The 13298-nt window shown below is 60.8% G+C and carries 12 protein-coding genes; 6 read left to right on the top strand and 6 right to left on the bottom strand.

Annotated elements, in window-relative coordinates:
- Positions 1-19: 19 nt before the first annotated feature.
- Genes BM413_RS04455 through BM413_RS04430 form a run of 6 tightly spaced genes read left to right on the top strand, consistent with a single transcriptional unit; the run spans position 20 to position 6583 of the window.
- Positions 20-901, top strand: a complete 882-nt coding sequence (locus BM413_RS04455; RefSeq protein WP_091911127.1) for a dihydrodipicolinate synthase family protein — start codon at positions 20-22, stop codon at positions 899-901.
- A gap of 39 nt (positions 902-940) precedes the next feature.
- Entirely contained in the window at positions 941-1900 is a 960-nt protein-coding gene (locus BM413_RS04450) for a nucleoside hydrolase (RefSeq protein WP_091910832.1), read from the top strand.
- Positions 1897-2865, top strand: coding sequence for a nucleoside hydrolase (locus tag BM413_RS04445; protein ID WP_091910831.1), 969 nt, complete (start codon positions 1897-1899; stop codon positions 2863-2865). Before BM413_RS04450 ends, BM413_RS04445 begins: the two co-directional genes overlap by 4 nt.
- On the top strand, positions 2862-3836 hold the full coding sequence (locus tag BM413_RS04440; RefSeq protein WP_091910829.1) for an ABC transporter permease: 975 nt from the start codon (positions 2862-2864) through the stop codon (positions 3834-3836). Before BM413_RS04445 ends, BM413_RS04440 begins: the two co-directional genes overlap by 4 nt.
- Entirely contained in the window at positions 3836-4774 is a 939-nt protein-coding gene (locus BM413_RS04435; RefSeq protein ID WP_091910828.1) for an ABC transporter permease, read from the top strand. Before BM413_RS04440 ends, BM413_RS04435 begins: the two co-directional genes overlap by 1 nt.
- 3 nt (positions 4775-4777) lie before the next feature.
- Positions 4778-6583, top strand: a complete 1806-nt coding sequence (locus BM413_RS04430) for an ABC transporter ATP-binding protein (protein WP_091910826.1) — start codon at positions 4778-4780, stop codon at positions 6581-6583.
- A gap of 71 nt (positions 6584-6654) precedes the next feature.
- Here BM413_RS04430 and BM413_RS04425 read toward each other — a convergent pair whose 3' ends face one another.
- The 6 genes from BM413_RS04425 to BM413_RS04400 form a co-directional block, all read right to left on the bottom strand.
- The gene (locus tag BM413_RS04425) at positions 6655-7824 is read right to left on the bottom strand and encodes an iron-containing alcohol dehydrogenase (protein WP_091910824.1); all 1170 of its coding nucleotides are present in this window, start codon (positions 7822-7824) and stop codon (positions 6655-6657) included.
- A gap of 33 nt (positions 7825-7857) precedes the next feature.
- On the bottom strand, positions 7858-8691 hold the full coding sequence (locus BM413_RS04420) for an ABC transporter permease (protein ID WP_091910822.1): 834 nt from the start codon (positions 8689-8691) through the stop codon (positions 7858-7860).
- A complete protein-coding gene (locus BM413_RS04415) occupies positions 8688-9566 on the bottom strand; it encodes an ABC transporter permease (RefSeq protein WP_091910821.1) in 879 nt (292 codons plus the stop codon). Before BM413_RS04415 ends, BM413_RS04420 begins: the two co-directional genes overlap by 4 nt.
- Positions 9567-9570: 4 nt before the next feature.
- A complete protein-coding gene (locus tag BM413_RS04410) occupies positions 9571-10665 on the bottom strand; it encodes an ABC transporter ATP-binding protein (RefSeq protein WP_091910819.1) in 1095 nt (364 codons plus the stop codon).
- A gap of 84 nt (positions 10666-10749) precedes the next feature.
- Positions 10750-11907: an ABC transporter substrate-binding protein gene (locus BM413_RS04405; RefSeq protein ID WP_175544236.1), complete on the bottom strand. Its 1158-nt coding sequence runs from the start codon at positions 11905-11907 to the stop codon at positions 10750-10752.
- 47 nt (positions 11908-11954) lie between these two features.
- Positions 11955-13295, bottom strand: a complete 1341-nt coding sequence (locus BM413_RS04400) for a glutamine synthetase family protein (RefSeq protein ID WP_091910815.1) — start codon at positions 13293-13295, stop codon at positions 11955-11957.
- Positions 13296-13298: the final 3 nt, after the last annotated feature.

Raw genomic sequence — 13298 nt, 5'->3', positions numbered from 1 at the left:
CAAGCGCGAGGGCTCCATGATGTCTTTCAGCGGTGTATTTCCCTATCTCGCCTCGCCTGTGGATCAGGCTGGCGAAATCAAGGTGAAGGTGCTGTCCGACCTCGTGGAGCACCTCGTAGGGAGCGGCGTCCATGGATTGACGCCACTCGGCAGCACGGGAGAATTCGCCTATTTGTCGCGCGAGCAGCGTTTCAAGGTGGTGGAGACGGTCGTGGGAGTCAATCGGAACCGGGTTCCGGTTGTGGCGGGCGTCGCCTCGACGACGGTTCGCGATGCCGTTGAGCAGACCGAGAGTATGGTCGATCTCGGTGTTGACGGCATCCTTGCTATACTGGAAGCCTATTTTCCGATTTCGGATGAAGGCGTCGAGCACTATTTCCGGTCGATTGCGGCGGCAGCCCAAGGCAGGCCGGTGGTGCTCTACACCAATCCGCAGTTCCAGCGCTCGGACCTGAGCCTGCCGGTCATCGAGCGGCTGAGCACGGTCGACAACATCGGCTACATCAAGGACGCCTCGACCAATACCGGGAGGCTCCTGTCGATCATCGAGCGCACGCGTGGCCGGATGGAGGTTTTTGCCGCTTCCGCCCACATTCCGGCGGCGGTGATGATGATCGGCGGCGTCGGCTGGATGGCGGGGCCTGCCTGCATCGTGCCAAAGCAGAGCCTGGCGCTCTACGAGGCGGCGCGCGCCGGTGACTGGGCGAAGGCGATGGAGCTGCAGCGCCCGCTGTGGCGGGTCAACGAGATTTTCGCCAAATACTCCATTGCCGCCTGCATCAAGGCTGCCCTGGAACTGCAGGGGTTCGACGTGGGTGATCCCCTCCCACCACAAGCCCCATTGAATGAAAGCGCCCGTGCCGAAGTGGCCGAGGTGCTGCGAAGCGTCGGCGCTCTTTAAAAGCCCGTTTCGTTCCAAGCGAAGGTAAGAACAGACAAAATGACGGCGACCCTGATCATCATTGATTGCGACCCCGGTATCGACGACGCGATCGCGATCCTGGCGGCATTCGTTTCGCCGGAGCTTGAAATACTCGGCATCACGCCGGTTTGCGGCAACCAGCCGCTGGAGCGCACGGTCAGGAACGCACTGCAAATCTGCGAGCTGGGCGAGCGCAGCGACATTCCCGTCTTCGTCGGCGGCTTCCGCCCGTTGTTTCGCAATCCGATCTACGGCCAGTTTCATGGCGAAAGCGGCCTGGGCAACACCGTCCTCCCTGATCCGATCAAGAAGGTCGAAGAAAAGAGCGCGGTCGATTTTCTCATTGAAAGCTGCGAAGCGGCGGCAACAAGCGGCCGCAAGATCACGCTTTGCACGCTCGGCCCTCTGACGAATGTCGCCGTCGCGCTCAGGATGAAGCCGGCTATTGCCGAAGGCATTGAGCGCATCGTGATGATGGGCGGGGCCTTTCGTGAGGCGGGCAACCGCACGATGACTTCCGAGTTCAACATCCTGGCTGACCCGCATGCGGCTCATATCGTGTTTTCGACCGACATTCCGATCGTCGCGGTGTCGCTCGATGCGACGCACCAGGTCATTCTGACGCCCGAACATGCTGAAAAATTCAGCGGCTCGGCCGGCCGCATTGCCAAGCCGCTCGGCGAGATGATGGCCTTCTGGGATCGCAACGACGTGCGCCGCTACGGCTCGCGCGGCGGCCCGCTGCACGACCCGCTTGTGATTGCCTATGTGCTTGCGCCGCATCTCTTCGAAACGCAGAAAGCACGCGTCTTCGTCGAGTATGAGAGCGAACTTTGCATGGGGCAGACCATCGCCGACTGGTATGGCAAATCGGGCGAGGTGCCCAATGTAGAGATCATCACCAAGGTCGATGCCAAAGGCGTGTACGATCTCTTCCTCGACCGCCTGTCGCGCTACGCGTTGGCGGAGGTGCGATGAGCCCGCATCGCATCATCATCGATACCGATCCGGGCGTGGATGACGCCATCGCCATTCTGCTTGCGCTGGCCTCTCCTGAGGTTGAGCTTCTGGGCATTTCGGTTGTCGCTGGCAATGTTCCGCTTGAGGCCACGCTCGCCAACGCCTGCAAGATCATATCCTTGTCCCGCTGTGTTGACGTGCCGATCTACGCCGGTGCGCACGGACCGCTGGTGCGCGAGCAGGTTTATGGCAAATACGCCCATATCGGTGCGTTCAGCGATGCACTTGTGCCACCGGCAAGTGTCCAACCGCAAAAGGAACATGCGGTCGATTTTCTCGTGCGGATGGCGCGGCAGGCAGCCCAGGACAATGATCCGATCACCATTTGCGCCATCGGCCCGATGACCAACCTTGCGCTGGCGTTGGTCCAGCACCGCGATGTTGCTCGCGGCATCCGGCAGATCGTCTCGATGGGTGGCGCCTTCACGGCACTTGGCCACAGGACGCCATGGGCCGAGTACAACATCTATGCCGATCCGCACGCCGCGCAGATCGTCTATTCGTCCGGCGTGCCCGTCGTGGTGATGCCGCTCGACATGACATTTCAGGCGCTGATCACCGAGAAAAACATTGCTGCTATTGGGGAAAACGGCGGAGCCGCCGGTGCCGCAATCGCGGGGCTCCTGCGTACCTTCGACCGCAGCGACATGCAGCGGTTCGGCCGGCCGGGCGGACCCGTTCACGATGCGACCACGATAGCCTGGCTGCTTGAACCCGATATGTTCGAGGGCAGGGCGGCCAGCGTCGGCGTACAGGTATCCGGCAAGACCGCCGGCTATACCTATGCCGATTTTTACGGCAAGACCGGGCTTCCGATGAATGCCATCGTCATGAACGGTATCGATGAGGTTCGTTTCCTCGAGATGCTGGAGGAACGCCTCAGCATCTATGGTGCGCGGGCATTGAAAGAGGTGAGCGGATGACTTCCTATCTTCTCAGCCGCACACTCCAGACAGTCCTGACACTGTTCGTCATGTCGGTTCTGGTGTTCGTCGGCGTCTATATGGTCGGCAATCCCGTCGATCTTCTCCTCAGCACGACCGCGACCCCGGCCGAGCGGCTGCAGGTCATCCAATCCTTCGGCCTCGACCGGCCGGTGTTGGAGCAGTACTGGACCTTCCTCACCCATGCCCTTTCGGGCGATCTCGGAAATTCCTTCGTCTTTAACCAGCCGGCGCTGACGCTGATCCTGCAGAGGCTGCCGGCAACGCTCGAACTGGCATTCGTCGCGCTGGTGATGGCGCTGGTTATCGGCATTCCGCTCGGCGTCTATGCCGGACTCAAGCCCAAAGGCTTCCTGTCGAAGTCGATCATGACTTTCTCGATCCTCGGCTTCAGCCTGCCGACCTTCTGGATCGGCCTGGTGATGATCCTGGTGTTTTCCGTCAAGCTCGGCTGGCTGCCGGCGTCCGGTCGCGGCGCGACTGTCGACCTGTTCGGCGTGCCGGTTAGCTTCCTGACGCTCGACGGGCTTTCCCACCTTGCTCTGCCGGCATTTAATCTGGCGCTGTTCAAGATATCGCTGATCATCCGGCTCACCCGCGCCGGCGTAATGGAATGCCTGCAACTGGACTTCGTTCGCTTCGCCCGCGCCAAAGGCCTTTCCGAGACGCGCATCGTGCTGGTTCACGTTTTGAAGAACACGCTTATCCCGCTCATCACCGTGATCGGCCTGGAACTCGGATCGTTGATCGCCTTTGCCGTCGTTACCGAAACCATCTTTGCATGGCCGGGCATGGGCAAGCTGATCATCGATGCTATCAGCGTCCTCGATCGCCCGGTGATCCTTGCCTATCTGATGATCACCGTCGTCATGTTCAGCCTGATCAACCTCGCCGTCGACATTCTCTATTCGATCGTCGATCCGCGTGTTCGTCTTGAGGGAGATTCCTGATGAGCAACGAGGCGAATTCCGGCAACTCCGTCCATTCGCGAGACGGCACTGATGTGGAACGCGCATCCCGCTCTCCATTTCGGGCAACGATCAGCGCTCTGCTGCGCGATAGGCTGGCACTGACCGGCATCATCATCGTGACGCTGTTGGCGCTGGCTGCACTGTTTGCGCCGCTGATCGCGCCGCAGAACCCTTATGATCTGGCGCAGCTCGATATCATGGACAACCGCCTACCGCCGGGCTCGGAAAGCATGAGCGGCCTGTACTACCTGATCGGTACCGACGATCAGGGCCGCGATCTTTTCAGTGCCATCCTCTACGGCCTGCGCACCTCGATCATCGTCGGTATCTCGAGTGCTGCGATCGCGCTGGTGATCGGCGCCTCGCTCGGTCTGCTCAGCGCCTATGCCGGCGGCAAGACCGACGCCATCCTGATGCGCATCGTTGACATCCAGCTGAGCTTCCCGGCGATCCTGATCGCGCTGATCTTCCTCGCCATTCTTGGGCAGGGGGTCGACAAGATCATCCTGGCGCTGGTGATCACGCAGTGGGCCTACTATGCCCGCACCATTCGCGGCTCGGCGCTGGTCGAGCGGCGGCGCAGCTATGTCGACGCGGCGCGCTCGATGGCGCTGCCGGACAGGAGTATCCTGTTCAGGCATATTCTTCCCAACTGCCTGCCGCCGCTGATCGTCGTTGCCACCATGCGCGTCGCCTATGCGATCATGCTGGAAGCGACGCTGTCCTTCCTCGGCATCGGCCTGCCGGTCACTGAGCCGTCGCTTGGCCTGCTGATCTCAAACGGCTTCGAATATCTTCTGTCGGGCGATTACTGGATCAGTTTCTTTCCCGGCCTCGCACTGCTTCTACTGATCGTCGGCATCAATCTCATCGGCGATGCGCTGCGCGATATCTTCAACCCCAGGCGGGAGGGCTGAGCCATGACATCTCCGGTTCTTTCTGTTTCCAACCTCAACACCTCCTTCCTCGTCGACGGCAAATGGATGGATGTCGTGCGCGACGTTTCCTTCGAAATCGGCGCGAAAGAGACGGTTGCTGTCGTCGGTGAATCCGGATCAGGCAAGAGCGTGACCGCGCTTTCCATCATGCGGCTCCTGTCGGAAAACAATGCCCGTCTCAAGGGAGAGATCAATTTCGGCGGGCAGAACCTCCTGGATATTTCCCAGCAGGACATGCAGAAGATCCGCGGCAACCGCATCGGCATGATTTTTCAGGAGCCGATGACGAGCCTCAACCCGGTTCTGAAAATCGGCAAGCAGATAACGGAAGTCCTGGTGCGCCATCGCGGCATGACTCAGGCGGCGGCCAGGGCCGAGGCGATACGGCTTCTCGACAAGGTGCGCATTCCGGCTGCCAAGTCACGGCTGGACGAATATCCGCTGAGTTTCTCCGGCGGTATGCGCCAGCGCGTCGTCATCGCCATCGCGCTTGCCTGCAGCCCGCAGCTTCTGATCGCCGACGAGCCGACAACCGCGCTCGATGTGACGATCCAGGCGCAGATTCTCGAACTGATCAAGGTGCTGCAGGAAGAAGAGGGCATGTCGGTCCTCTTCATCACCCATGACATGGGCGTGGTGGCCGAAATTTCGGACCGCACAGTCGTGATGTATCGCGGCGAAGCGGTCGAGACCGGCACGACGCAGGAGATATTCCAGCACGCTAACCACCCCTATACGCGCGCACTTCTTTCGGCCGTGCCGAAGCTCGGTTCAATGACCGGCACTCTCCAGCCGAAGCGGTTTCCGATCGTCGACATGAAGACGTGCGAGGCCGCATCCGTGGCCGATACCGCCGATACGGTCGAGCATGACAAGGCGCCGATCCTGGAGGTGAAGAACCTCGTCACCCGTTTCGACATCAAGTCCGGTTTCTTCGGCCGGGTTTCGGGCCGCGTGCATGCGGTGGAAAACGTCTCCTTCGATCTGCGCGAAGGCGAGACACTGTCATTGGTCGGTGAATCCGGTTGTGGCAAGTCGACCACCGGGCGTTCCATCATGCGGCTGACGGAAGCAAAAAGCGGCTCCATCACGGTCGGCGGCAAGGATGTGCGGCATGCCGGAAAATCATCGCTGCTCGATATCCGCAAGCATATGCAGATGATTTTTCAGGACCCGTTCGAAAGCCTCAATCCGCGCATGCGCGTGGGTGAGGCGATCGCCGAGCCGATCGTCACCCACGGACTGGCCGCGCGAAGTGAAGTTCGTAAGCGCGTGGCCGATCTTCTTACTCGCGTCGGTCTTTCACCGAGCATGGCCGATCGCTTTCCGCACGAGTTTTCTGGGGGCCAGCGCCAGCGCGTCTGTATCGCGCGGGCACTTGCTCTGGAGCCGAGATTCATCGTCGCCGACGAATCCGTCTCCGCGCTCGACGTGTCGGTCAAGGCGCAGGTCATCAACCTGATGCTCGATCTTCAGGAGCGTTTCAAGCTCGCCTATCTCTTCATCTCGCACGACATGGCAGTGGTCGAGCGCATCAGCCATCGCGTGGCGGTCATGTATCTGGGCGAGATCGTCGAGATCGGCTCGCGCGCCTCGGTGTTCGAGAACCCGCAGCACCCCTATACGAAAAAGCTGATGGAAGCTGTTCCGGTGCCCGACCCCGCGAGGCGGCAAATCCGGCGCATTTCGAACGACGAAATCAGGAGCCCAGTGCGTGCGCCGGATTTCGTGGCACCGGTACGCAAGTACGACGAGGTTTCATCCGGCCATTTCGTGCAAGTACAATAAGGGGCGCTGAGCCCGATCCCTGTCCGGCTGGCCGCTTTTCAGCGGCCAGTGCAGTTTGAAGAAGCTCAGAGCTACCCGTCGATCGCTGCGTCTAGGATCGTCCGAAGGTTCTTCGGGTCGAGTGGGATCGGATTGCCGCTAGCAGACGGATCGACGGCGCCCATTGCGGCCACTCGGTCGCGGTCGATATTCTTCAGGCCCATGTCGGTGAGCGTGGCGGGCAGCTTGAGCGTCTGGCGCAGTTCGCAAATCCAGTCGATCACAGCACCGGAATCATGTTTCGACAAATCGAGGAAACGCGCCAGAACGGCTAACTTGTCCTCGATTGCCGGCGCGTTGAAGCGGACGACGTAGGGCATCAGCACGGCATTGAGCAGTCCGTGATGGCTGTCGTGCAACGCGCCGAGCGGATGAGCCAGCGCATGGATCGCGCCAAGCCCTTTCTGGAGAGCGACGCAGCCCATCCCGGACGCGATGAGCATCTGCGCGCGGGCCTCGAGATCATTGCCGTTGGCGGTAGCGCGCGGCAGCCATTGCTTGATCATCTGCAGCGCATTCAGCGCGATGCCCTCGGCCAGCGGATGGTAGGACCGCGCGCTATAGGCTTCGAGTGCATGCGACAGCGCGTCCATGCCGGTCGCAGCCGTAATGTGCGCCGGCAGGCCGGTCGTCAGCATCGGGTCCATGACCACCACGTCGGGCATCATGCGTGGGTGATAGACGATAACCTTACGAGCCTCGTCCTCATTGGTGATGACGGAAGCGCGGCCGAGTTCCGAACCGGTGCCTGCGGTTGTGGGGATGGCAATGACCGGCAAAAGCGCCGATGTGTCGACGCGGGTCCAGTTGTCGCCGATATCCTCGAAATCCCACATCGGACGCGACTGGGTTGCCATCAATGCCACAGCCTTGGCCGCATCGAGGGCGCTGCCACCGCCGATGGCGATCACCAGGTCGTGGCGGCCTGCCTTCAGCGCCTTGACGCCCTCGGCGACATTTGTGCCGGTCGGGTTCGGCTTGACGTCGTGGAACAGCGCCGGCTCGAAACCGCCGGCTCGCAGCGCATCGAGAGCGCTCAGTACCGGCGGCAAGCTCTTCAGTCCGCTATCGGTGATCACGAGAGGCCGTTTTGCCCCTAGTTCCTTGACGACAACGGCGAGTTCGGCGATGCGCCCGATCCCGAAACGAACCGATGTCGGAAAGCTCCAATTGGCGGTGACGGTCTGTGCGTATGTCGGCATGGAAGTATCCTTGGAAATGATAGCCGGAAGGGATCAGGCGGGAATGTCGAGCCGTTGACGCTTGAGGGCGCGGCGGCGGATGACGTCGGCCAACACAACCAGCGCCAGCGCGGGCACGAAATTTAGCGTGGCAAGCGCAGGATAGATCGGCGAGGAGCCAACGGCGATGCCGCTGTAGACGAATGTTGGCAAGGTGCGCGCTGTGCCGGCGAGCGAATAGGAAACATAAAAGTTTCCCCATGAAAGCAGGAAAGCAAAGGTCGCCGCTGAAAAAATACCGGGCCACAACAGCGGGAAGGTGACCTCGCGAAAAACTTCCCAGCCGCTAGCGCCGGCATCGCGTGCTGCATCCTCCAGCGTCTCGTCGAACCCGTAGACCTGAACGGCGATGATGACGAGCGCAAATGGCGTGATGTAGACGATGTGACCGATGATGACTGTCGGCAGGCCGGTCGAGAAACCAAGCCATTGGCCAAGAACGGAGAACCACAGGAGCATCACGACGCCGAGCAGAAGCTGCGGAAACAGCAGGGGTGCGAAGGTCAGTGCGCGAAACGCGTTCTGGAACCGGAAACGATAGCGCATCCAGGCAATCGCACCGCCAGTACCCAGAAGCGTGACGAAGATGGTCGATATGGCAGCCACCAGTGCCGAATTGGTGAGCGCCGGCAGGAAATCCGGCTTGCGCAGCAACTCGCCATACCAACTGAACGAGATGCCTTCGATGGGGAGCGTCAGCACGCGGCTTTCGGTGAAGGAGAAGGCGACGAGCGTTACGATCGGCACGTAGAAGAAGATCAAGACGAGCGCCACCGATCCGATCAGGAACGTGTCGACGGCGGTGTTCTTGAGACGCTGGGAGATCATTTCGCAGCACTCCCCGCAACCCGATTGGAGCGGAAAGCGACCGCTGCCGCCAGCATCAGCGACAGCGCGCCGATGATGATCAGAACCAGCGTAAGGGCTGCGCCGAGCGGCCAGTTCACGCGGGTCTCGAAGCTCTGGCGGATGAGTTCGGCGGCCATCGGAGCTGTTCCGCCGCCCATCACCTTCGGTTCGAGGAAGACGCCAAGGCTGAGCACGAAGACGAGCACCGCACCCGAATAGAGGCCTGGCTTCGAAAGCGGCAGCGTGACCTCGAAGAACGTTCTCAATCGCGAGGCGCCCGCATCATAGGCGGCAAGCTGCAGGTCGCGGTCGATGCGTGCCAGCGAGAGATAGATGGTGAACATCGGATAGACGGCGAGGTTGTAGACCATGCCGATCATCGTCGCCGTCGGCGTAAACAGGATGTTGACCGCGTCGGGACCGATGCCGAGATGGGCGAGCAGCCAGTTGAGCACGCCGTTCTTGTCGAGGACGAGCACCCAACCGAAGGTTTTCAGCACCGCATCGGTCAGGAAGGCGAACACGATCAGGATTTTCACATGGTTCTGCAAGGCTTTGAGGCGCGTCGCCAGCGCATAGGCCACGGGGAAGGCGACGAGCACGGACAAGGCGACACAGATGAGCGCCATGCTGACCGTGCGCGTCATGATCACCCAATAGTGCGGCTTTGCGAACACCTCCATCCAGATGTTCAGGTCCCAGGTCCAGGACAGGCGGTAGAATTTCGTCGTCTGGAACGACAGTACTGCCGTCATCACCAGCGGCACGATGAAGAAGAGCAGCATTATAGCTGCGAGCGGAATGGTTGTTCCGATCAGTACGGGATCCCGCCACGATTTCTGTTCGACCCGCATCGCTCTACTCCGCCAACAGGAAGACGTCGGCGCGGTCGAATCCGATGGTGACATCCTGGCCGACTTTCGCCGGCAGGTTCGGAGAACCGGGCAGGTCCATGACGACAGGCGTTTCTCTGCCTTTGACCCGCACCCGGTACTGGATCGACGCGCCCTTGGTGAAGAACTCCTCGACCACACCGGGAAGAGCGAAATCGGACTTGGCCGCTTCATCGACGAACCGCATCACTTCCGGTCTCACCAGAAGCATCGCCTTGTCGCCCGACAGATCGGGTGAAATCTGTGCGGCGGGAAGGCTTGCCTTGCTTTCGCCGAACAGCGGCGATGCAATCTCAGCAGCGCCTGTGTCTTCGCGCGTGAACGAGACGGGAAAGAAATTGGTCTCGCCAATGAAACCGGCGACGAAACTGCTGGTCGGACGATAATAGATTTCGGAGGGCGTTCCGGCCTGAACGACCTTCCCCACCTGCATGACGCAGATGCGATCGGCCAACATCATTGCTTCTTCGAGGTCGTGGGTGACGAGCACGAAGCTTGTGCCGAGGTTTCTGTGCAACTTCTTCAACTCGGCCTGGAGCGACTTCTTCAGCTTGGCGTCCAGCGCGCTCATAGGCTCGTCGAGCAGCAGCACGTCAGGGCGCGAAATGAGCGCGCGGGCAAGCGCCACGCGCTGCTGTTCGCCGCCGGAAAGCTGCGCCGGATAACGATCGAGATAGGCGGGCTTGAGATGCATCAGTTCAAGCATTGCGCGCACGCGCTCGTCGCTCTCCGCCTTCGGCGTCTTTGCGAGCTTCAGCGGGAAGGCGATGTTTTCGCCAACGGTCTTGTGAGGGAAGAGAGCAAGGCGCTGGAAGACCATACGCGTCGGCCGCGCTGCAGCGGGCACGCCTTTCATGTCGGCTCCTCGGATCGCGAGCCTACCTGCGCTCTGGTCCTCAAAGCCGGCGATGATCTTCAAAAGCGTGGTCTTGCCACAGCCCGAAGGCCCGACGAGGGCAAGGAATTCACCCGTGCCGACGCTGATCGAGACGCCATGCAGTGCGCGCGCCGAGCCGTAATCCTTGACGATGTCGGAAGCTTCGATGATTGGATTTTGCAACGCCTAGTGCCTTCGTTCTTCGGTCATGCGGAAAGACGCGCATCTGCGCGTGGTGCCATTCACGCGCAGACCGGAGCTTCGCTATCAACGGGCAGACAATTCTTCCTGCCAGATCGCCAGCATGTCGTCGATGTTCGGCGCGACCGTATGGAACTGGCTGTTGTCCCAGGCCGTCCACATGTAGTCCATCTGCAGGGCGGTTTTCTGCTCCTCGGTGAACAGTGCTTCCGCCTTCTGGTTGGGCACCAGATTGGAGGTGGCCTCGGTGATGGCGAGCTTTACCGCGACCTCGGGCGAGACGATGTATTTTAGGAAGTCGACCGGAAGCTTGGAGTTCTTGCCATTGTCGAGAAGGCCTGTCGCCTCCATCCAGATGATGCCCTGCTTGAGGCCGTTGCGCGGCTCCGGAACGATCGACTGGATATAGTCGTGCCCGGCCAATCGCAGCGAGGAAGTAGCGTAGGTGCCGCCGCCGATCAGCGCGCGGAAGGAGCCATCGATCAACCCCTTCTGTGCGATGGACAGGTCGGCAACGACGGCCCGCGTGTTCTTGAACGCTGCGCGCAAGACCTTGCGCACTTCATCGAGGGCGGCCTGGTCGAGTTCCTCATAGGGGTTCACGCCGGCATAGAGCGCCAGCGGCATGATCGGCCAATCACCCCAATCGAGCAGGCAGATTTTGTCGCGATAGGCCGCGTCGAAAACCGGCGCGTAGCTGGACCAGGTTTCGAGCTTGTCGAATTTGGTGTTCACGGTCGGTCCGACCCAGCCCCAACGTGTCGGCAGGCCGGTGGCCTTTCCTTCGTGCTGGAGCGGCGCGAAGGGTGCGCGGAACTGCGGGTAGAATTCGGCATACTGCTCAGTGAAATCGGCGTCTTCTATATAGCGGCATATGCCGGCGGGACCCATGCGGGCGATCCATGGGCTGTCGGAGGAAACGAGATCGAAATCCCGGTATGCGCCGGCTGCCAGCTTGGCAAAACCGCCAGCGGAGTCCGTTATCAGATCGACAGAAACGGCGACGTCGTTCGCTTTCTGGAATGGGTCGAGAATGGCGGGGGTGTTGTAGCCTTCCCAGCACATGTAGTTCAGGCTTTCGGCAGCGCGGGCATGGTCGACAAAGCCGGCTTTCCCGGCAATCGCAGCCACGGCTCCGGCACCCAGTCCTTGCAGCACCGAGCGGCGCGAAATGCCGCCCATTGGTTGTTGGCCGGCTGTCTTTCCTGTTCCCATTTTTGTCATGTCGATGTCCTCTCTGGTTTCCTTATTTGATTTGTTCGATCGGTCGTTCAGGCCACCTCCAGATATCGTCGCAGCTCCCATTCGCTGACATGCTTGCGGTATTCGGCGTCCTCGAAACGGCGGCCGGCCACATGGCTGTCGACGAAAACATCTCCAAAGATCGCGCGTGCGGCCGTACTGGCCTCGAGGCGGTCGGTGGCACGTCCGAGATCGGTCGGAAAGGCAGTGCGAGGGTCAGACGCGGCGGCGTAGAAGTTTTCGGTGCTGCCCTGAGGTGGCTCGATGCGGTTGCGGATGCCGTGCAGGCCCGCTCCGAGACACATCGCCAGCGAGAGGTAAGGGTTGGTGTCGGCGGACGGTACCCGGAATTCCAGGCGCGTCGCTTCGGGCGTGTCGTTTATGATGCGCACGGCGGCAGTCCGGTTCTGGACGCCCCAGGTCGCAGCCGTAGGCGCCCAGGCGCCTGGCACCATGCGCTTGTAAGCATTGACCGTGTGGCTACACATGGCCAGAAGTTCCGGCATCAGCGTTACCAGGCCGCCGAGGAAATGCCGGGCGGTCTGGCTGATGCCGTCCGGCTCGGAGGGTGCCGCGAAAGCCGGAGCGCCACTGCGGTCCGACAGCGAAATATGAAAATGGCCCGATTGACCCGAAAGATCGGGCGACAGCTTCGACATGAAGCCGGCCGTCAGTCCGTTGCGCAGGAAATAGGCCTTGGCGAAATTCTTGAACAGCAGCGCATCGTCGGCAGCCTTGATGCCTTCGGCGTGAGTCAGCGGTGCTTCGAAGCAACCTGGCCCGAGTTCCGTATGCAGGGCGTCGATGCTGACGCCGAGCGTCGTCATCGTGTCCTTCAACCCGGCCAACATCTCACCGTGCAGGGCCGCCGTTTGTAACGAATAGGTTCGGTTTCCCTGCGCGAAATAGGTCAGTTCGCGATATTTCTTGGCGCGAAGCGATTCTGGTGTCTCGGCAAAGACGAAAAACTCGAATTCGAAGGCTGAGTGAACGCTATAGCCGAGATCGCCTACTTCACCGAGCAGCTTCAGGCAGAGATTGCGGGCAGACCGCTCTCCGAACTCGCCCGAAAAATCGGCGAGGCAAAGCGCGGTATTGGGCGAGAATGGGTAACGTCGCAGCGTATCAGCGTGAAGTTCCGCAGGTCTATCGATGAAAGCGCCGTCCTGAAACGTCTTTTCCGCGATGTCCCAGAAGTAAAGGACCTCGCAAAACGGATAACCGCTCTTCGCCAGCTTGACGGCTTTGTCCGTCGATACGAGCTTGTCACGAAAGCCGCCATCGGGATCGACCATGCCGACGTGGACTGACTTCGCGTCAAGTTCGCGAAGTCCTGCCTCCAACCTGGCCGCGTCAGTAATACCTTGCATGCT

Source organism: Mesorhizobium sp. YR577 (genome assembly GCF_900116595.1).
Taxonomy (GTDB): domain Bacteria; phylum Pseudomonadota; class Alphaproteobacteria; order Rhizobiales; family Rhizobiaceae; genus Mesorhizobium_M.
This window is presented reverse-complemented; position numbering and strand designations above follow the sequence as displayed.